The sequence below is a fragment of the Spirosoma lituiforme genome (assembly GCF_054776635.1).
In genome coordinates, this window is record NZ_BAAHBO010000001.1 from 573,855 (window position 1) to 593,570 (window position 19,716).

Annotated in this window: 21 protein-coding genes and 2 tRNA genes; 10 read left to right on the plus strand and 13 right to left on the minus strand. The window is 49.6% G+C overall.

All coding sequences use genetic code 11. The features are described 5' to 3' along the window. Window positions 1–60: 60 nt before the first annotated feature. A complete protein-coding gene (locus ACYU87_RS02370) occupies window positions 61–804 on the minus strand; it encodes a hypothetical protein (protein ID WP_461132419.1) in 744 nt (247 codons plus the stop codon). Window positions 805–859: 55 nt separating this feature from the next. On the opposite strand from ACYU87_RS02370, the gene ACYU87_RS02375 reads away from it, so the two are divergent. Beyond that, a tRNA-Lys gene (locus ACYU87_RS02375) sits at window positions 860–932 on the plus strand. A gap of 44 nt (window positions 933–976) precedes the next feature. Here the strand turns inward: ACYU87_RS02375 and ACYU87_RS02380 are convergent. Further along, window positions 977–1,390: a DUF3127 domain-containing protein gene (locus ACYU87_RS02380; protein ID WP_461132420.1), complete on the minus strand. Its 414-nt coding sequence runs from the start codon at window positions 1,388–1,390 to the stop codon at window positions 977–979. 149 nt (window positions 1,391–1,539) lie between these two features. Between ACYU87_RS02380 and ACYU87_RS02385 the strand changes: the two genes are divergently transcribed. Next, window positions 1,540–1,621, plus strand: a tRNA-Leu gene (locus ACYU87_RS02385). A gap of 65 nt (window positions 1,622–1,686) precedes the next feature. Here ACYU87_RS02385 and ACYU87_RS02390 read toward each other — a convergent pair. Together ACYU87_RS02390 and ACYU87_RS02395 are read right to left on the minus strand one after the other, a co-directional pair. Beyond that, a complete protein-coding gene (locus ACYU87_RS02390; RefSeq protein ID WP_461132421.1) occupies window positions 1,687–2,352 on the minus strand; it encodes an arginine-tRNA-protein transferase in 666 nt (221 codons plus the stop codon). Window positions 2,353–2,466: 114 nt separating this feature from the next. Next, entirely contained in the window at window positions 2,467–3,672 is a 1,206-nt protein-coding gene (locus ACYU87_RS02395; RefSeq protein ID WP_461132422.1) for a DUF6371 domain-containing protein, read from the minus strand. Window positions 3,673–3,984: 312 nt separating this feature from the next. Between ACYU87_RS02395 and ACYU87_RS02400 the strand changes: the two genes are divergently transcribed. Further along, window positions 3,985–4,200 (plus strand): hypothetical protein, encoded by a 216-nt coding sequence (locus ACYU87_RS02400; RefSeq protein ID WP_461132423.1) that lies wholly within the window; start codon window positions 3,985–3,987, stop codon window positions 4,198–4,200. 190 nt (window positions 4,201–4,390) lie between these two features. Here the strand turns inward: ACYU87_RS02400 and ACYU87_RS02405 are convergent, their stop codons facing one another. From ACYU87_RS02405 to ACYU87_RS02415, 3 genes are all read right to left on the minus strand, one after another. After that, a complete protein-coding gene (locus tag ACYU87_RS02405; RefSeq protein ID WP_461132424.1) occupies window positions 4,391–4,570 on the minus strand; it encodes a hypothetical protein in 180 nt (59 codons plus the stop codon). A gap of 250 nt (window positions 4,571–4,820) precedes the next feature. Then, window positions 4,821–5,360 (minus strand): P-loop NTPase family protein, encoded by a 540-nt coding sequence (locus ACYU87_RS02410; protein WP_461132425.1) that lies wholly within the window; start codon window positions 5,358–5,360, stop codon window positions 4,821–4,823. An 87-nt stretch (window positions 5,361–5,447) separates the two neighbouring features. Beyond that, a complete protein-coding gene (locus ACYU87_RS02415; protein WP_461132426.1) occupies window positions 5,448–6,092 on the minus strand; it encodes a deoxynucleoside kinase in 645 nt (214 codons plus the stop codon). Window positions 6,093–6,251: 159 nt separating this feature from the next. Between ACYU87_RS02415 and trhO the strand changes: the two genes are divergently transcribed. Next, window positions 6,252–7,205, plus strand: coding sequence for an oxygen-dependent tRNA uridine(34) hydroxylase TrhO (gene trhO / locus ACYU87_RS02420; protein WP_461132427.1), 954 nt, complete (start codon window positions 6,252–6,254; stop codon window positions 7,203–7,205). Between the two features lie 96 nt (window positions 7,206–7,301). Here trhO and ACYU87_RS02425 read toward each other — a convergent pair whose 3' ends face one another. After that, complete coding sequence (locus tag ACYU87_RS02425) at window positions 7,302–8,279, minus strand: phytanoyl-CoA dioxygenase family protein (RefSeq protein ID WP_461132428.1); 978 nt, start codon at window positions 8,277–8,279, stop codon at window positions 7,302–7,304. Window positions 8,280–8,435: 156 nt separating this feature from the next. Between ACYU87_RS02425 and ACYU87_RS02430 the strand changes: the two genes are divergently transcribed. From ACYU87_RS02430 to ACYU87_RS02440, 3 genes are all read left to right on the plus strand, one after another. Next, on the plus strand, window positions 8,436–9,281 hold the full coding sequence (locus tag ACYU87_RS02430; RefSeq protein ID WP_461132429.1) for a helix-turn-helix domain-containing protein: 846 nt from the start codon (window positions 8,436–8,438) through the stop codon (window positions 9,279–9,281). 166 nt (window positions 9,282–9,447) lie between these two features. After that, a complete protein-coding gene (gene surE, locus ACYU87_RS02435; protein ID WP_461132430.1) occupies window positions 9,448–10,224 on the plus strand; it encodes a 5'/3'-nucleotidase SurE in 777 nt (258 codons plus the stop codon). A gap of 84 nt (window positions 10,225–10,308) precedes the next feature. Beyond that, window positions 10,309–11,850 carry a GH3 family acyl-acid amido synthetase gene (locus ACYU87_RS02440; RefSeq protein ID WP_461132431.1) on the plus strand — a complete coding sequence of 514 codons (1,542 nt, stop codon included), beginning with the start codon at window positions 10,309–10,311 and terminating at the stop codon, window positions 11,848–11,850. Window positions 11,851–12,015: 165 nt separating this feature from the next. Here the strand turns inward: ACYU87_RS02440 and ACYU87_RS02445 are convergent, their stop codons facing one another. Beyond that, a complete protein-coding gene (locus ACYU87_RS02445; RefSeq protein WP_461132432.1) occupies window positions 12,016–12,444 on the minus strand; it encodes an energy transducer TonB in 429 nt (142 codons plus the stop codon). A 228-nt stretch (window positions 12,445–12,672) separates the two neighbouring features. Here ACYU87_RS02445 and ACYU87_RS02450 point away from each other — a divergent pair, with 228 nt between their 5' ends. Together ACYU87_RS02450 and ACYU87_RS02455 are read left to right on the plus strand one after the other, a co-directional pair. Next, entirely contained in the window at window positions 12,673–13,581 is a 909-nt protein-coding gene (locus ACYU87_RS02450) for an alpha/beta fold hydrolase (RefSeq protein ID WP_461132433.1), read from the plus strand. A 128-nt stretch (window positions 13,582–13,709) separates the two neighbouring features. Beyond that, complete coding sequence (locus tag ACYU87_RS02455; protein WP_461132434.1) at window positions 13,710–14,186, plus strand: hypothetical protein; 477 nt, start codon at window positions 13,710–13,712, stop codon at window positions 14,184–14,186. 395 nt (window positions 14,187–14,581) lie between these two features. Here the strand turns inward: ACYU87_RS02455 and ACYU87_RS02460 are convergent, their stop codons facing one another. From ACYU87_RS02460 to ACYU87_RS02475, 4 genes are all read right to left on the minus strand, one after another. Next, window positions 14,582–14,719: a hypothetical protein gene (locus ACYU87_RS02460; protein WP_461132435.1), complete on the minus strand. Its 138-nt coding sequence runs from the start codon at window positions 14,717–14,719 to the stop codon at window positions 14,582–14,584. Window positions 14,720–14,853: 134 nt separating this feature from the next. Then, window positions 14,854–16,062 (minus strand): T9SS type B sorting domain-containing protein, encoded by a 1,209-nt coding sequence (locus ACYU87_RS02465; RefSeq protein ID WP_461132436.1) that lies wholly within the window; start codon window positions 16,060–16,062, stop codon window positions 14,854–14,856. 152 nt (window positions 16,063–16,214) lie between these two features. Next, window positions 16,215–16,853 carry a LysE family translocator gene (locus ACYU87_RS02470; protein ID WP_461132437.1) on the minus strand — a complete coding sequence of 213 codons (639 nt, stop codon included), beginning with the start codon at window positions 16,851–16,853 and terminating at the stop codon, window positions 16,215–16,217. A gap of 112 nt (window positions 16,854–16,965) precedes the next feature. After that, complete coding sequence (locus ACYU87_RS02475) at window positions 16,966–17,514, minus strand: NUDIX domain-containing protein (protein ID WP_461132438.1); 549 nt, start codon at window positions 17,512–17,514, stop codon at window positions 16,966–16,968. 235 nt (window positions 17,515–17,749) lie between these two features. On the opposite strand from ACYU87_RS02475, the gene ACYU87_RS02480 reads away from it, so the two are divergent. Next, the gene (locus tag ACYU87_RS02480; protein WP_461132439.1) at window positions 17,750–19,570 is read left to right on the plus strand and encodes a M61 family metallopeptidase; all 1,821 of its coding nucleotides are present in this window, start codon (window positions 17,750–17,752) and stop codon (window positions 19,568–19,570) included. Window positions 19,571–19,716 lie beyond the last annotated feature (146 nt).

A 19,716-nucleotide genomic window follows, 5' to 3' on the forward strand; every position in this document is an offset into this window, starting at 1 on the left:
AAGAGCGCAAGAGTGACTAGTCTAGTCACTCTTGCGCTCTTTCACCCTTTCGCTCTTTTTTTAAATAATCCAGACGTTGTCTCGCCGGATGAAGTAGAGATTATTACGCCAGAGAACACGCAGGTAAATATCTTTAGTACCCAAAATACTGACCTTATTTCCCCGGCCAATCACTTCGACAACGGGAGCCGCTGCCGAGGGGTCGGTTCGAAGCAGGACCCGATCATGACTGATAATACCCGACTGTACCCCTTCTGGCAGGTTCGTAAAGATGAGCAGCATGAACAGGTAGATAAAGACGACCCACTTTTGCCGGGTCAGGATGGGTTGCTTCCTGAGCGTTTTGAGCAGTAGTACCGTGAAGACATAGCCCGCCGGGATCAACAGGAATAGCAGCACGTACAGGCCATATTTCCGGTAAAAAAGGTAGAAGTAATTCAGGTCGTCCGTTTCGTAACCGCTCAGGTTATTCGCCCTGGCAATGTCATTCATCCGGCGCAGGACAACATCGTCGGGGTGTCGTTCGAAATAAACGTCCAGGTAGTAGAGAAGCCGGGGTACATCGTTTTGTCGTTCATAGGCGCTGGCCAGTTTCAACAGCATCGGATCCGTGGCCGTATGCCCTTCGGCGAGGGCCATTTCGTAAATTCGGGCTGCGTTGACCTGGTCACCAGCCGAAAAGAGCGAATCAGCCCGCCGGAGGGAGTCTGATGAAACTATCTGTGCGTCAGCGAGTCCTGATAAAAAACAAAAAAATAGACTTATTTTAAGAGGAATGGCTTGGAATGAATGAAATAAGGCCATAATTTTGCACCACAATAAAGAACAACGACCCAGTACTAGGGAAATTGTTTACCCCGATTTGGTAGCTCAGCTGGTAGAGCAATACACTTTTAATGTATGGGTCCTGGGTTCGAATCCCAGCCGAATCACGAAAAAAAAGCCGCTTTCAGCGGCTTTTTTTATGTTAACCCTATCAGAATGGCAGATCGTTGCTTTCTTCTTCGAACGCCGAATTAAACGACATCGCGGCTGGCTGATTCTGCTGAGCCGGACGTGCCTGCTGCGGTGATGCCGGTGCCGACCGGGGGGCTGGCGCTGAACTCCCTTCTCCTTCGGCAATTTCGATGCGGAAAGCCCGCAGCTCCGTATACCAGCGATCGTTGTATTCCCGAGACTCCGCACTGAACGTCGCTTTAAGAGTATCGCCCGTCGCAAACTGTTTCAGATCCGCTACTTTATCGCCCCAGGCGGTCAGGCATACTTTTTTGGGATAGGATGCATCGAGTGTTTCAAGGACGAATTCCTGCTTGCTCCAGGGGCCTTTCTGACTCTGTCCCGATACTTCGGGCAGAACTTTTATGAGTTTTCCGACTAATTCCAGTGCCATACTACTTGGACTTTTAAACGTGATTTAGAGAAATAAAAGTACGAATTTTTGCCCGTTTTAGGGTCATCCTTTTCGAAAAAAGCAAAAGTTTTCAGATTGTATTTTGCATCCTTTAACAGGATTGCTACATTTGCACCCAGATCAAAAAAGGCCATGTGGTGAAATTGGTAGACACGCCATCTTGAGGGGGTGGTGCTGCAAGGCTTGGGAGTTCGAATCTCCCCATGGTCACCCAAAAAAACGTCCAGATTAGTAAAATCTGGACGTTTTTGTTTTTTCATCAAGTCTGTTTCTCCCTATTCATCACGCAAAATTTCCGCAGCCAGCACGTTGACTATTTCCCAGGCGAAGGGATACCACTGATCCCGGTAAGCGTCGAACACTTCCGTGGCGGCCTCGCAGGCGAATAATTTGTAGTTGAATTTTGTGTACTTACTGGCCAGATAACCCGGATAGTAATAGGTCTTCTGATGACGTTGCGCGTGATCGATTTTCAGTAACATCAGGTATTTCCCCAGGCTGTGCTTTCGGTAAGCCGGGTGGTAAAAATTCATAATACCCGCAATGCTTTGCTCCCCGTTGTCGAAAATACCAACCGCAATCAGAGTTGATCCATCACGGATTTCTACGGCATAGGTGTCAAACACGTTGTCATTGGCTCCACCCAGTAAGCAGGATTCGACCGTGTCGGGCGCATCAAAATTTATACCTCCTTTATAGGTGGCATAGAGGGTTTCAATCTCGCCGGTTATAACGAGTGGCTTCACCGTTACTGAAAAGTGTTCGTTGATTCTGAATAGCCTTAGTTGTGCACTGCCAAGTTTCACATCCGCCAGAACAATTCGCAACCAGTGTACCGGACAGACAGTGTCTTCAAAGAGCACGGCATAGCAGGTAAAAACTTCCTGTTGCATTCTGAAATACCCCTTGCTTAGATACAAATCCAGCTTACTACCTCTCATAGACTCCTGAAAAATTTGGTTTACTCATTCTTATTCCAACACAGCCCTTACGACGAATCAGTTCACCAACGCTGTTTATCAAGACACGGAAGGTTTCGAACCCGGCAGGATGTATCATGCTCCCCAGGTCATCGGGTACTGGTTCCATTGTTCAAGCAGAAAGTCGGCCAAGTCAGCGCCGGCTGCTCGTTCGGGCTCGGTTGCGTTGTCTTCCAGGTAAGTCGACACGGTTATGGTAAACCCCTGGGCCAGCAGATCACCCGCAACGCGGTTCCAGCGGTCAAACGCGCTTCCATCTTTCGAGAGGTCGGGAAATAACTCTATTTTCCGATCGCGTACGGGCGCCAGCCGTTCCGCGTTCAGGTAGGACAGGGCACCTACGGCCAACCAGACGAACCCCGGAAAGTAAGGTGTGGCAACTACCGCCGTTTTAGGTGCTTCAACAATAGCAACCGGCTTATCGGCCGGGGCTGTTACCAATTGGGGCAATCCGAATAAACAAGGTGACTTTTGTACATCGTTGCGTTCATCCAGGTAAGCAATCAGCCAGGCAGGGTAAGGCATCTTTTGCTCGTTGCAGCGCTGGGCATACGATGAATGTACCCAGGTTGTCCGGCTTCTTTTTTCACCATCCTTCACCACGTAGGTAACGGTATGAAATGTCTCATCGAACAATTTAATCTGCCCTCCCCGAATGCGTTGTTGCTCATCAATGTACCAGAATACGCACGCACCGGGCCAGCGACCTGACGTACCTATGTTGAACCGTTTCAGCAGATCATCAGCAATCGTGTCGCCAAAATGACGACGCAGTAACCAGGCAAACTGATTGCGGTCGTAATGCCCGAGCGATTGCGCCAAGACTTCATCGGGGATGGCAACAACCGCCTTTCTGGAAACGTCAGCAGCTTTAGTTAACTGATTAACAGGATTGTTGAACAGAAACGTAACGACGCGTTCAGCCTGTTCGAGTGTGGCCCCTTCCTGCTGCATCAGGCTCGTCATGATCTCCTGCTTTGAGGCCCCTCCGTATTTCTGTTTTGTTGCTACTGTAAACCAGCTCCGGGGAATTGGACCTGGGTTGGTGCGAGCTTTTACCTCGTCATGGTACGACAATCCCGATGCCCCTTTTTTATAGGGATTGAGGTGATAGCCACAGTTGCTTTCCCGGTCACAACGTCCATACTGCTCGGGGAGCGGCTCGTTGGTCAGCGTGTCTACGTAGCGGCTCAGCGTCCTGCGATGTTTAGGGCCACAATCAGGGCAATCCGTTTTAATGGCTTTTTTTGGCAGCTGATATCGGAAAGACGAAGTGGACATACGGGTAAAAATAGGCATTTATTGTTTACCCCGATACCCAAAACAATCCCTATTGTTCGCTTCTCTAAAGAGTCATAGCAGCAGCCCCCCTCGGCTCCCCTTCTCAAGCCTCATTTACTAAACTAGTTGTATACCGTCTTGCGGATTGCCAATAACTAAAAGATATGATATATGCTATTACAAGTTACTTAGTGGGCATGTAATGTTGTAACTATTCATTAACTTTCGGCTGTTAGCGTTTTATTTCTCTACCATTCACTGGATGAAACGAGTGCTTTATCCCGGCAGGCTGTCGGCTTCTCAGGCCATACCATGAATTCACTGAGGGTTAATATCGGCCTTCTTGCCAACATAGCCAGCGAAACTGGTCATGACTACACGGAGGCTTATGCCGTATGGGAATTGGTTCGTCAGGACGACGATGCCTACGTTGTTGTCGACACCGTACTCTGGATTGCTACACGACAGCGCATTCATGTTCTCGACGCGCTCAGGCTTTATAGAGGAATCGAGAATTTGTTGGGATAAGCTACGAGCCAACGCAAAAAGCAACAAGGCGCAAAAAGGCCCGGCCTACGGTGTACGTAGCCGGGCCTGGGTCATTAATGGGTTAAGTCAGCTGATGAAAGCTATAATTAAGACGCCTGTATCGCCCTAAAGTAACACGAATAGTTACATAAATTGCTCAATTAGCTGACTTCGAAAAAGTTACTGATCATTATTCTTTTTTCTGTCGGTAAAGAGCGACCTGAATACCAACGGCGACTGCCGTTATTACTCCCTGCGCAACGAAAGAAATAATATGGAATTTTGCCAGCGCAAAAGCGCCAACAACCAGTATGGCCGTAACAACAGCCAACACGATCGGGCGTTGGTAAAAAGGAGGCTTTGTATCCATGACAACAGCAGCGAAGGAGAAGTTTATCCAACAAAGATAGTGCCTTTAATTTAGGGCAACCGAAAACGTATCCCGTGCAACCGGCCGCTTAAAAGCAATCTAAATTACTCTACTTATCGTATATACTTTTTGTTCTATCCACACCGCAGGTCGCCTTTCTTAATCGAGGGCGACCTTTTTTTGTCAATCTGTTTGCCTGAATGAATTCATTTCGTGTTCGGCAATGCCGGCTGTAGCGCCTATAAAGAAATTACTCCCCGTGTAATTGCAGCCCCCAGCGTTTATAGCATCGGTTAATTTCGCGCACGGACGACAAGCGAATTTTAGGCAGATCGAGTTCACAAAACATTCGCTCACAGCGGATTCTATTTCCTGGCGTCCTCGCCATAATGTGATGAATCATGGCCCACTTAAGGCTATCTCGTTTTCCTTCCAGCCCCCCATGTCTACCGGGTTCAAAGAGGGTTCGACAAAAATACCGCCATAAACTCGTTGCCGTAGAAACATCCAGTAGAATCAGCCCGGTGGCGCGTTCCAAACGTTGGTCCAGGCAACTGGAGTAGTTACCATCCATAACCCAATGATCACGAGCAATGGCTACTTTGTGTAAGGCGATAAATTCGTTTGCTGGCCGCACCTGCCAATCTGTATTCGGCAGATGGTGAAGTTGGTCAAGATGAATGACGTCGAAACTACACTTCCGGCCAATGGCAGTGGCCAGCGTCGATTTACCGCTGTTCGATGGTCCTAAAATGCATAGTCGTTTTCCGAGATCTGAGAGTGGTATCATAAATCGACTTCCATCCAAAACGGATCAGACAGGTTATAAGGATTGCCAATATGCTTGCCCATCAGGTTCGCCGGGCTAGCACGATGCCTATACTTCTTTGATTAATTTCAAGTCAATCTGCCGTAGAATCCGGGTGAAGTCAGCCGGATTTTTCGCGAAGTCGATGCCGTCAACATCAACGATGAGCAAAGGCCCCAGCTGATACGAACCGACAAACTCTTCGTACAGTTGATTCAGGCTGTTCAGGTACTCGTCACTGATGGATTGCTCGAACGACCGGCCCCGCTTTTGAATCTGCTGCCGGAGTTTAGGCAGGCTGGCCCGAAGGTAAATCATCAGATCGGGGGGCTGCACGAAACTCGTCATGTTGGCAAACAAATCGCGATAGGTTTTAAAATCACGCTCCAGCATATCCCCGCTCTGGTACAGATTCCGGGCAAAAATGGCCGCGTCTTCGTAGATCGTTCGGTCCTGTACGACGGTATGCGACTGGTCCTGGTGCCGTTGATTGGACTGCTGTATGTCGACGATTCGTTTGACCTGCGCAAACCGACTGTTCAGAAAGTACACCTGCAGATTGAACGCCCAGCGGGGCATATCACTGTAGAAATCAGCCAGGTACGGATTTCCTTCAACGGCCTCGTACAAAACCTCCCAGCCATAATGTTCAGCTAATTGCTCGGCCAGCGTTGTTTTGCCAGCCCCGATATTTCCAGTAATGGCAATGTGCATAAAAGGGGATAAAGAAAAAGACGACCGGAACGGGATTTTTCTCTTCCGGTCGGCAACGAATGAACTTTCGCAAATTGGGTTTAATTTTGTAATAGAAAACGATTGCGTGCCCTTTTTTCATTGTTGCCACTGAGGCAGCCCGGTCTTTTGCCTGTACTTATGAAACCATACCGAGTCCTTCTGTACTACATCTATTCGCCCATCGAAAATCCGGAGCAATACCGGGAAGAGCATCATTTGCTGTGCCTGCACTTGAACCTGCTCGGGCGTATCATTGTGGCTCCCGAAGGATTGAACGGTACGGTGTCCGGGCTGACTGCCGACTGCGAAACGTACATGGACACGCTCCGGGCTGATCCCCGATTTGCCAACGTCGCTTTCAAGGTCGACGAAAGTGACGGGCACACGTTTCAAAAACTGCACGTCCGGGTAAAGCCCGAAATCGTTCATTCCGATCTACCGGTTGATCCTCGTCGGCAAACGGGAATTCACCTGGAACCGGACGCGTTTCGGCAACTCAAAAATGACCCGGATGTCGTATTGGTCGATATGCGGTCAAATTATGAGCATGAGGTTGGCAAGTTTAAGGGCGCCATCACCTTCGACATGGAAAACCTTCGTGACTTACCAAATCACGTTCACGAAATTGATCACCTGCGAGACAAGAAGATAATTACCTACTGCACAGGCGGCATCAAATGCGAAAAAGCGTCGGCTTACCTGCTCGCCCAGGGCTTTGAGAACGTCTACCAGCTTCACGGCGGCATTATCCGGTATGGCCTGGAAACGGGTGGCGAAGATTTTGACGGGGAGTGCTACGTGTTTGATAACCGCGTTACAGTGCCAGTCAACCACATAAACCCCGAGACGGTATCCGTGTGCTACCGCTGCGGCACGCCCACCAGCCGCATGATCAATTGCGCCAGTCCGGTCTGCAATAATCATGTAACGCTCTGTGACGATTGCGGCAATGAACATGGGGGCACCTGTACCGACGCCTGCAAACAGGACCCGAATCTTCGCGCCTACGACGGAACAGGCTACTACGGCAAACAAACCCAGAGTTACTCGCCTGTTCAGGGTTATAAAAGCCGACAAGGGCAGAAGGTGTAAATAAAGAGTGAAAAAAGAGCGAAAGAGTGAAAGAGCGAAAGGCCTGCCGGAGGTTTTTCGCTCTTTCACTGATTCACTCATTCACTCTTTCGCTCTTTACCATGTGTCCAAACCCAGCAGTTTCCGGCCTAGGGGCGAGAGTTCGGCGGTTTGCTCACGCTCTTTTTCCCAGTTCCGGGGGTCGCCCGGAAACGCGTAACCTTCAGGAGCCTGCCGCTCCCGCCAGGATCTGATCCGCCATTGCCGCAGGGTTTCATTGTCTTCTTCGGCGGGCATCATGGAGATATACTGGGCAATCCGCACCTTATCCGTCGATCGATTGGGCCGTATGCCATGGGGCTGCGTACTGTTAAAAATCAGCAGATCGCCCGCTTCCATTTTCACTTTCACAAAGTCAAATCCGGTCGTGTCGGGTTTAAAATGGTCGCGGTCGGCGGGTTGGGTTAGTTTCCAGGTGTCGTAGGTGCGAAAGAGTTCGGGCAGGCACTGAAAACCACCCATGTTCTCGTCCGTCTGATCGGCCAGCGCCAGTACGCCCTGCACGTTTTGTGGGCGGGTTTCGGGATCGTAATCCCAGTGTATGAACCCCTTGAACTCGTGCCCCGGCCGAACAGGAAAATTCAGGTTGACCCGGTCGATGGTTACCCACAACTTTTCGGTGCCCCATATATCAACGAACGCATCGTAGACCCGCGGGTACTGCCGATTGTCCCACTCGTACTGGTGGTTATACAACTCAACCATGCCGCTGTTGGTCAGCTCTTTCATCTTCATTTCGGCCCGGGACGGAGCATACCAGGTAGCTGGGTCGTTGGGGTCTTTCTCGTCAAACTCCCAAATAAATCGGGCCAGCCGATCGGCATTTTCTTTGGGTACGGCCTGTTTGATCACGATGTATCCGTTTTCTTTCCAGAACGCCCAGTCTTCCTCAGACAACACGCGCAGAGGCTCCCGGTTGGGCCGGTCATTGAGTTTAAGTTTACTGGTGGTGGCCGTTGAGGGGTTTCCGGGAATGTCTTTGTGCGCATTAACGGGCATTCCTGCCGGGGCCATTGCGGGCTGCATCGTTTCCATAGATCAATAGGATGTTTAGGTGTTTTTATTGACTCAAAAGTAGTCAATGCAGTGAACAAGACGTTAAGACGATACTAGCCAGTTTTTGCACTATATTGCTCTTCAGCTTGACATTACCCCCGATTTGTGTCATTTGACAGCAAAATCATCTGATTTATGAAAGTCGCGCTTGAGCAAATCAGCCCCGATACCGACAGTTCGTTCCATCTGTTGCTTACCCCTCACCTGAGCGATGTTTTCCTGTGGCACTACCACCCTGAATATGAAATCGTTTACATTGAGGGGGCTAACGGTACGCGGCATGTCGGGGATCATATTTCGCGTTACGAAGGCAGTGACCTGGTCTTCATTGGCCCTAACATTCCTCACCTTAACTTCGATTACGGTGTCAAAACTGACCACAGCAAGGTGGTTGTGCAATTAAAGGAACACTTTCTGGGTGAGGTGTTCTGGCAGGCACCCGAGTTTGTGGCCATCGCGAAACTATTTGAACGCGCCCGGTCGGGGATTTCCTTTTATGGGCAAACGAAACGGGTCGTTGGGGAACGGCTGAATCGACTGGCCAACCTCCCTCCTTTTGAGCGCCTGATGCTGCTGCTGACCATTTTTCAACTCCTGGCAACCAGCACTGAATACACCCCTTTACAGGGCGAAGCCGTGGCCAGTGCCTATAACCTAAACGAACAGCAGCGATTAAAACGGGTAAATCAGTTTATTGCCGAGCACTATACCCGCCATGTATCCATACCGGAAGTAGCCGCGATAGCTAATTTAACGGAAGCCGCTTTCTGCCGGTATTTCAAGCGCATGACCCGACTCACGTTTACGCAATTTTTGAACCAGTACCGGATCAATCAGGCTCAAAAACTGTTACTGCTGGATAACACGGTATCGGATGCCTGCTTTGCGTGCGGCTTCGACAGCCTGTCGTATTTCAACCGAATTTTCCGGCGGGTAACGGGCGAAAATCCGCTTCAGTTTAAGAAACGGCATCAGGCTTAACGGACCGGCAAACAAGGTTTCAGGATTAAGATTCATCCATCTGTATGCCGTATTTGCGTAGCTTAGCGGCAGCAAAATTACTCGTGGATGGCCCAAAAGCGGTAACCGCCCGTAAGCCGCTGACCAGCACCCGGTATCGACGAGTGTACCTGACAACACAGCTTTTATGTCCGAACAAAAACCACTGATTCTTATTACAAACGACGATGGTATTACTGCGCATGGCATCCGTACCCTCGTTGAACTGATGAAACAACTTGGTTCGGTCGTGGTCGTCGCCCCGAACAGTCCCCAATCGGGCATGGGTCATGCGATCACGATTGCGAACCCCATTCGTCTCTATCCATCTGCTATTTTTGGCGATGTACCCGCCTACGAATGCTCCGGTACGCCCGCCGATTGTGTCAAACTGGCGAAGAACCACGTCCTGAAAGACCGGGCGCCTGATCTGGTGGTCAGCGGTATCAACCACGGCAGCAACTCCTCCATCAGTGTTCTGTATTCAGGTACGATGTCAGCCGCCATCGAAGCCGCCATTGAAGGCATTCCGGCGATTGGCTTCTCGCTGGGCGACTTTACGCAGCAACCCGATTTTTCTCACACGCATGAGCACATCCTCACCATTGCCCGGAACGTACTGGAACGGGGTATGGCGCGGGGTACGGCCCTGAACGTGAACTTCCCGATCCGTAGCGCCGAGCCGCTGAAAGGCATTCGAATCTGTCGGCAGGCCAACGCCAAGTGGCAGGAAGTTTTCGACGAGCGACGCGATCCGCACGGCCGTCGGTACTTCTGGCTGGCCGGTGATTTCGTTAATTTCGACACCCACGCCGAAGACACGGACGAATATGCCCTGTCTCAAAACTACACCTCCGTTGTACCCTGTAAGTATGACCTGACAGCGTACCCAATGCTGGACGAGTTGAGAGAATGGAATTTGTAAGGATGTAAGATGTATGGTATATGATGCGGACTATACATCATATACCATACATTTTACATCATACATCCTATATCATTAATAACCATGGCTTTACTAGGTAGTATGCTCAAAAACGGGATTCGATTATCGAATGTCGTCCGACTGCGGAAGTTCAATGCCCTTCGTCAGCAGCGTAAAGTCTTCCGTAAACTTATACGAAAAGCGCAGTTCACCGCATTTGGGGAAGCCTATCACTTCGATGACCTGCTTCGGGCGGCCGAGTTTGGCACCGAACGGGAGTTCTATCAGCAATACAAGCAGCATGTACCCATCCACGATTACAACAAGATGTTCGATACGTGGTGGAAAAAAACGCTGGCTGGAGAACCTAATGTGACCTGGCCGGGAAAAGTAAAATATTTTGCCTTGAGTTCGGGTACGTCAGAAGCCGCGACCAAGTACATTCCGGTTACCAAGGCGATGTCGAAAGCCATCCAGCGGACCAGTATCCGCCAGATTCTAACCCTCGGAAAGTACCAGAACCTTCCGTCAACGCTTTACGAAAAAGGATGCCTGATGCTGGGGGGCAGCACGGATCTGAGCGTTCGGGAGGGCCATTACGAAGGCGATCTGAGCGGCATCACGGCCAGTAAAATTCCGCTTTGGTTTGAGCGATTTTATAAACCTGGCCGCGATATTGCCCAGGAGCGCGACTGGGCCCATAAACTGGACGAAATCACCGAACAGGCGGCCGGTTGGGATATCGGGTATGTGGTCGGTGTACCAGCCTGGATTCAGTTGCTGATGGAGAAGATCATTGCGCGGTACAATGTCAAAACCATCCACGACATCTGGCCGAACCTGATGGTGTTTTGCCACGGGGGCGTTTCCTTCGAGCCGTATCGGCAGGGGTTCGAGAAGCTGCTGGCTCATCCGATCACGTACATCGAAACGTATCTGGCTTCGGAAGGCTTCATTGCCTATCAGACTCACCCCGATGCGGAGGGCATGCAGTTAGTCCTTAACAATGGGCTGTTCTTCGAGTTTATTCCGTTCAACGAACAGAATTTCTCGGCCGATGGCGAGCTGACCGAAGCTCCCGAAACCCTGATGATCGACGACGTCGAAGAAGGTAAAGAATACGCTCTTCTGATTTCGACCTGTTCCGGTGCGTGGCGTTACCTGATTGGCGATACCATTCGGTTCGTCAATAAAACCCGGGCCGAAATCGTCATTACCGGCCGCACCAAGCACTTTCTGAGTTTGTGTGGTGAACACCTGTCGGTGGATAACATGAACAAGGCCATCGAGATGGTTTCCGATGAGCTGGGCATCTCCATCCGGGAGTTCACCGTAGCGGGCGTAACTCACGATACATTGTTTGCTCACCACTGGTACATCGGCACCAATGACGCGGTAGACGCCAACGACCTCCGAGACCGCCTGGATGCCAAGCTGAAAGAACTAAACGACGACTATGCGGTTGAGCGTCGACATGCCCTGAAAGACATCAGCGTTACCGTACTGCCCACCCAAACCTTCTACGACTGGATGGCCTCCCGCGGCAAAATGGGTGGCCAGAACAAGTTTCCCCGCGTACTAAAAAAAGGCCTGATTGCCGAATGGGAAGCGTTTTTGAGCAAATAATGGATGCTCATGGCGTTTACGTAGTGTCAGTTTTAAGGAATTGACACTACGTTGCACCCGTGGTTTAAGTCTTCCCAGACTACCTCTCCGGCAGGCGAATCTGGTGGTAATAAAACGCAATACGCCTTTATTCTAATCCTACTTATGCAACAGAGGTGAGCAGTATTATTTAGCTTTCAAAAATCGTATTGGAACGGAGGTATATGCTCGAAGTAATTGACCATCCTGAGAGCCAGGTTTCCACTTAGGCATCCTGTTGATGATCCGCTTAGCTTCCACTATCAACTCATTAGCTACATCGGCGTGGGTGATCTGGACGTTTGAAATGGAGCCGTCTTTTTCGACTAAGAGTCTCACGACCATTAAGGAACCCTTCGTCAAACTGATGGGATACAGACTAGTCGATTGGATGAATTGAAACATTGCATCGGGGCCACCCGGAAATTCAGGCGGAACCTGAACAACCGCGTAAGCAGTGGTATCCACTTGTCTGTGCTGGTTGTTCGTCTGCCCCAGGCCGGTAGTATGGGTAAAGACGCTGACGGTAGCGACTAAGGGAAGTATAAACAGTGGCTGAAAGAATCCTGTGCTCATTTATGAATGAGTCCAGATGGTGCCTATTTCCACAAGATCTGCATTAAACCAGCCTGTATATACTGTTGCTTTTTACATAGCATAAAATTTTGTAACGGCCAAGATGCTTATATAGCCGTTTGGCAAGAGCAAACTCAACAGCAGTGGAACACCATGTATTCTATTCATTTCCATCTTTTTTGGATTAGCCTGATCTGTTCCAATTGCTCATCTGAGCACAAACGACAAATGCCTGTTCACCAAGCAAAGTTTGTTACAGGCAGTACGCAAAATGGATTGGAGCTATTGGATTACGGTGGCCAGGGCGAACCGATTCTTTTACTAGCCGGCCTGGGTAATACCGCTCATATTTATGACGAATTTGCGCCGAAGCTTACCGACCAGTTTCGTGTTTATGCCTTGACACGCCGAGGGTTCGGAGTTTCTGACCATCCTCTAAGCGGCTATGATACAAAAACGCTCACGGATGATATTGTAGCCGTAATCGATAATCTGCACTTAGATAAAGTTAGTCTGATCGGGCATTCTATCGCCGGAGAAGAGATAACCCGGTTTGCCGCTGAGCATCCTGGACGAGTCAGGCAAGTAGTCTATCTGGATGCAGCATATGACCGTACTTATGTTAATCAACCTTTACCAGGCGGCCCTATTTATACCCTTCCGGCCAAAGGCAATTACGCCAAAAAAACGTATTACCACTACTTAAAGGAAGTACAAGGTATTGATTTATCTCCTGATGCCGACGAGATAAGTCAGGTTGCCCTTTTCTCTGAAAAAGGCAACTATGCAGGCGATATGTCACCTGCCTTTGTGAGTGACGCCATTCTTGGCCAGGTAGAATCTCCTGTTTACTGCCGTGTCCATTGCCCTGCGTTAGCTATCTATGCAGAACCCCGTTCGGCGCTGGAAGTAACTCCGCTCTATACCAGATTAGATGCTGGCAATAAAAAAAGAGCTATTGACGTGTTCCCCTTAATTAAAAGGAGACTGATCGATGAACAGATTCGCTTTAAGAAAGAAGTAGCCGTGGGTAAAGTGATTGTCATTAAGGGAGCAAACCATTACGTATTCATTTCGCACTCGGACGAAACAGCCAGGCAAATACGCTCATTTTTGCAGCAATATAAAGTTTGGTAAAACTCTTGCGTCAATGTACGCAAAACCTTTCATCAGCACATTGGCGCTTGTACAACAATTTCGATGTCTTACTTTATGCATATTGACAGGAATATTCATCCAATTAAATAAGAAAAAAATGAATGAATATGAAGCATATCCTCAGTAAGATTTTAATTACAGTGACTTGTCTTGAACTACTGTTACCTATCCAAGCGATAAAAGCGCAATCAGCTACGGGTAGGCTGGTGCTCGACTACCATGAGCTAAAAGGACTGCTTCTGAAACACGAAAGAACCGTAACAAACATACTAAGCAGGAAGCGGTTCAAACTAGTCTTGAGCAAAAAAGGACCTGAAGGCACTCTTTATACCTACAAGAAAGAAAGTGGAGTTTCACAACTGGTAATACGAGTTCGCAAAAGCGATGAACTAGTTAGTGAGATAGCTTGGCATGAGAATTTAGAAACTTTTGGAACGTTGACCCACGACGCGGTTAATGATGGTTTTGTGCCAGTGGGAGGTAACGGACAATACTACAATCGCTTCCATAACACAGCACTTTTCGTTTATCACGACTTTTCTGATGATAGTGCAATTCCCTGTGCGTTGAGGGTAGTTCAGTAAAAATGGTGTACTTGTAATTTTACTAGAGTAGCTTTCAAATAAACAGCAAGTAAGAAGTATGAATTCGTTATTTACAAGTAAACCAACTATTTATTCAATTAGCTTAATAGTGAACGCTCCGTTTTAGAACGATCAATTTGATCTAATTTATTTGAGTTAGATACTACTTCAGTGAGGATTAGTGGCCCATTGGGTGGAAATAACTCAAACTTGGCATCCCCTTGTAAATAATACGCGTTACCTGCCTTCAGATCCAGGCTTAAAGTTGGTCGAGCGCCTAAAGCTAAAAAGGGAGGCTTAGTTGTAAATTTAGTTGTACCGGTAGGAAGAACAACCTGACAGTGACTGTTTCGACCTAGTTTGCAGAGCAGCTTACCATCGGCATAAACACGATATTATGCCGAAAATAAGCCAAAAGCCTTCCCCTGATATAGATGCACCGTTGCCATTTGTTGTGATTTAGCTTGAGCAAAAAGCAAGGTCTGACTCACACCAAGCAGTAGCAGCATTAACGCAAATTTGTTTCTATTCATGGTACATTTAGTTTATTGGATTAACCACTATTTCTATTGAATACGCTTGGATACCGCACAAAAGTCGTTGTGTAGGTGCCATTACGGTACAAGATTAAAGACAGACTACACTAAGAAGCAATGCCATAATCCATTCATTTAATCACGGTCAGGCTGTTTTCCAGAGTTAGTGGCTGGCCCGCTGGCGTAATAACCTGTAACCGATAGGCATAAACACCGGGCAATAACATCGCACCAGATGCTTGACTCGACCACAGGGCCTGTCCGCTTTGAAGCGTTCTGGACTGTTCATCATGGTAGAGCAAACGACCCCATCGATCAAAAATAGAAAACGCTTCTAGCCTCAACCAGCTAAGGCCAAACCAAAGACTTAACTCATCATTCACCCCATCACCGTTTGGGGAAAAGGCCGTTGGCAGGAAAATATTATTCTCACAGTTGTTGGTGAATTCAACGGCCTGTGTGGTCTGGCAACCTGAACTGTCTTTGACGGTAAGCAGATGACTACCCAATTTGATTAACTCAAAGCTGGGCGACGACTGATAGGGGCTACTGTCCAGACTATACAAAAGGGGCTGCTTGCCAGTTGCGTCAACAGTCAATTGACCTTTACCCGTTGCACACAGTGCCTCAACGGAAGCCGGGTTCGCAATTGTCATCTTATTGACATTGATGACCACAGGAACGGTCGGCGTCTCACTACCCAACACGCCCTGCGTAATGTAAAAAGTAGTGGTTGAGTCCAAAGTAGGCCGGTAAGCGCTACCTTCTTGCAGAAGCACCTGGCCCTGCGGGTCGGCGTACCAATGAACGTCAAAGCCAATGACATAGAGGTCTTTGATATCGGTTGGGCAAAAGGGGTCTTTAGCTTTTAGCCTGGCTCGATACAGTTCAACTACCGAAGGCGTACATTCACATTGCTTGTAGGTGGTTTTTGCCCGTAGCATCTGCCGTTCGGGATTATACGTAAACGTAATCAGGCCCGTACACCAAAAGCCACCAGACAGTGAATGCTGCTGAATCGGAACGTTGATCTCGAATGAGCCTTCGTAGTTGACAAACTGCCCCTTTTCGATGGCAAACAGAACGTTATATTGGGGAGTACCTGCCATCGACTGATAGTAGAAACCGCTGAAGGTATTACCATTCTGGACAATGGTCAGGGAAGTGGGATAGGGATTAGCCAGGCTGTTGCTGTCGCGTTCCATACCCTGCCAGTAACCAGAGATATCTTGTGCCTGGGTAGTAGTCAAGCCTAAAAGCAGCCATAAGCTGAGCCACCAAAGCCCCATTGGCCGAAGTCCTTCCCCTAATTGCTCAACAATCCCGGCTCTACTTTTCATGACTACAACTGTACACAGGTGCCGTTATGGTAAATACTCGAGAAGGTGAAACAAATACAGGTATTATACTACCCAATGAATGGACAAAAGCACGTAGTTTCTTATCAAATGCAAGGATGACCCCGGAGTAATCATTTGTTACTCCTCTCATCTTACCAGTTCAGCGCTTTCGATAACGGTTCAAGCAGCCGCGTATAGGCGATGTTGGCGGCTCCGATGAGGAAAACAACGCCCGTTGTCCGGTTGAAAATCAGGACGACACGGGGCGTAAAGAGCCGTTTGAGCCGGTTAGCGTAATAAGCTAGTGCTGATTCGGTTACGAAAACTCCTACCAGAGCGGCAGCCATGAAAGCGTACTGTTGCCCCGTTGAATAGTGCATGTGCGACCGGAGGTAGGCGACAATGGCTACCCACGACACGAAATTGACGGGGTTGAGTGCGTTCAGGAAGAAGCCGGTGGTGAAGTAATAGATAAAATTGCCAAAACTTGTTTTGGGATACGCCAGCCGGGGCGTTCCTTTCAGGATATTGACCAGGCCCATCGCCACCAGGAACAGCACCCCGACAATAGCCATGAAATTCTCGAAACCCTGAATTTTAGGAAGGAAGGCGGTGCCCAGCAGAGCGGCCAGCACAAACAGGGTATCGCCGGTAATAACCCCAAGAACAATTTTCATTCCAGAGCGAAATCCATTATCGACACTGTTCTGAATCAGGGCAAAAAATACCGTCCCAAATGTCAGACAGAGCGCAACGCCGACCAGGAAACCGAAAAGAATAGGTAAAAACACAGGCAAATTATTGTTTGTTGTTGGTAGTTTATGGTTTGTCGTTGCTCCTGCACCAGCCCCGATCGCCTGGGGCAGTACCGACAAACTACAAACCACAGACCACTCACTAAGTTTAAATTCCCCGCAGCCGCGCAACGATCAGCAAACCACTCACGCTGAGCGAATCGGTAATTCGGCTCGTCATGGCCATCTCGACGGCTTCGACAAGGGGCAGTTTCCAGACCCGCAAGTCTTCCGTTTCTTCGGGCGCGTGGTCGCCCTGCTCCAGTTCTTCAGCGATGTATAAAAAACCCTCTTCATCGGTTGCGGAGTTGGACGTATGAATGCGGGCAACTTTTGTCCATTTCTGAGCCACCAGACCCGTTTCCTCCTGTAACTCACGTTTGGCTGACTCCAGTGGGTCGGTGCCCAACGGCGAGCCACCTTCGGGAATTTCCCACGAGTATTCATTCAGGGGGTACCGGTATTGTCCAACGAGGTATGTGTTGCAGTCGGCATCAATCGGAATCACGCCAACCGCTTTGTTTTTAAAACTGACAACGCCGTAGATGCCGGGTGTACCAGCCGGGGTAACGACCTCTTCGTGCCGAATGGACAGCCAGGGATTTTCGTAGGTTATCGCCGAATTGAGCGTTTGCCAGGGGTTTTCAGTTGAATTCATACAGAAGCTAAAACAGTTCTCTAGTTGAGAGCAGGATCAGCTGTCGACACATTTTTGGCGTCTCAACAGCCGGACACTTTCCCAGTAAGGCGCTAAGTTATCACCTTTAACCCATACACTGTGACAAGGCATGCCGCCTTTTTGGCGCTACCAGTCTTCAATCAGGTTGCCTTATTCTCGTGCGCTACCCTTAAATTGACCCGAATTTGCCTATTTTGACCTCCTGCGTCTCCATATGAAAATCCCCGTCTTACTTCTCCTTTCCAGTCTGCTGATTCGTTCGGGCCTTGCCCAGACCATTCGCTACGATGTGTCGTTCCCGAATGCCATTCACCACGAAGCCCGGATCAGCCTGACCGTTTCCCAGTTACCGAAACAAACGGCAACGTTTCGAATGAGCCGCTCCTCGCCGGGGCGGTACGCTACCCACGAGTTCGGTAAAAATGTCTACGACGTTCGGGCGGTCGATGCGCAGAACCACCCCCTGACAGTTGTTCGAACGGAGGGCGATGTGTATACCTTACCAACGCACAAGGGTACGATCAAGCTCAGCTATACGCTGTTCGGCAATTATCCCGATGGCACGTACATGGGCATTGACCCTCAGAGCATTCATCTGAATATGCCCGCCACGTTCATGTGGGTCAAGGGCTTCGATCAACGGCCTATTACCGTACAATTCAACCTGCCAGACAGTAACATGGGCGTTGTGGCAACCCAACTGGTCCCTACCACGGATCGCTACACATTCACGGCCCCCGGTTTACAATACTTCATGGACTCGCCGGTGAAGATCGGAAAGCTGGCCGTTAAGGAGTGGCAACGAACCAATACCGATGGCAAGCCGGTTACGTTCCGGGTGGCGCTGGAAGCTGCCGTTGCCGATTCAACGGCGGGTGAATTTGCCGAAAAAATTGCCCGTATCGTGGACCAGGCCAAGGCGGTTTACGGCGAATTCCCGAGCTACGATTACGGTACTTATACATTTCTGGCGAGTTTGAATCCGTACGTTCGGGGAGATGGGATGGAACACCGCAACTCCACGATGATTACCGTTCCGGTTGCCTTCACCGGGTCCGAGAAGGTGTTTGGTGTATTTGCGCACGAGTTTTTTCACGGCTGGAATGTCGAGCGCATCCGGCCCAAAACGCTGGAGCCCTTCAATTTCGAGAAGAGCAACATGAGTTACGAACTCTGGTTTGCCGAAGGATTTACGCAGTACTACGGCGAGTTGCTGCTCGTTCGGGCGGGCTTCACGCCAATTGATGAGTATGCCAATACACTGGCCAGCCTCGTTTATACGAAGCAGCAAACGCCCGGCGCTACCCACTATTCGCCCATTGATGCCAGTTGCCATGCCGTGTTTGTCGATGCCGGGGTGTCCATTGACCGAACGAATTACGGCAATATGTTTACCTCGTATTACACCTATGGGGCTGCGGTGGCGCTGGCGCTGGACCTTGAATTGCGCCAGCGTAACCAGTCGCTGGATACGTACATGCAGGTGGTCTGGAAACGGTTTGGCAAACCCGAGCAGCCCTACACTGTTGACGGCCTGCAGACCGAACTGGCCCGCCTGACAACCCCCGAGTTTGCCCATTCTTTTTTCGGCAACTACATTCGCGGCCACGAAACCATCGATTATGCTTCCCTGCTGGCCAAAGCGGGCTTTGCCGTCAAAAAAGCGCAGGCAGGGAAGGCCTGGATGGGATCGGTTCGCTACGCCGAAGTGAACGGCGGGCTGTCGCTACTCGGCAATACCGTTCGGGAAACGCCGGTATACAAGGCGGGCCTCGATATGGACGATATCCTAACAGCGGTGGATGGGCAAGCCGTGGCAAAAACCGAAGCGCTGCAGGCCATACTGGCGCAACACAAGCCCGGCGATGTTGTTCAGGTAAGTTATACCCACCGGGGCGAAGCAAAAACGGTTCCGGTTACGCTGGCCGAAAACCCGGCAACATCGGTGCTGTTATACGAAAAAGCGGACCTCACGCTGACGCCTGCCATGCAGGCATTCCGATCTAACTGGCTGGGAACTAAGAGAGTAAAGTAACCCGATAGCTGTTTTAAGGCGTTGTTCGTGGTAAAAGGTACGCAATCCGGCGGCCACGAACACCAACTTTCCCCTACCAAATCGTTACCTTTGCCGTGTTCAAATCGTTTCCGACGATTGACCCGACCGTATTATAGACCCCGTAC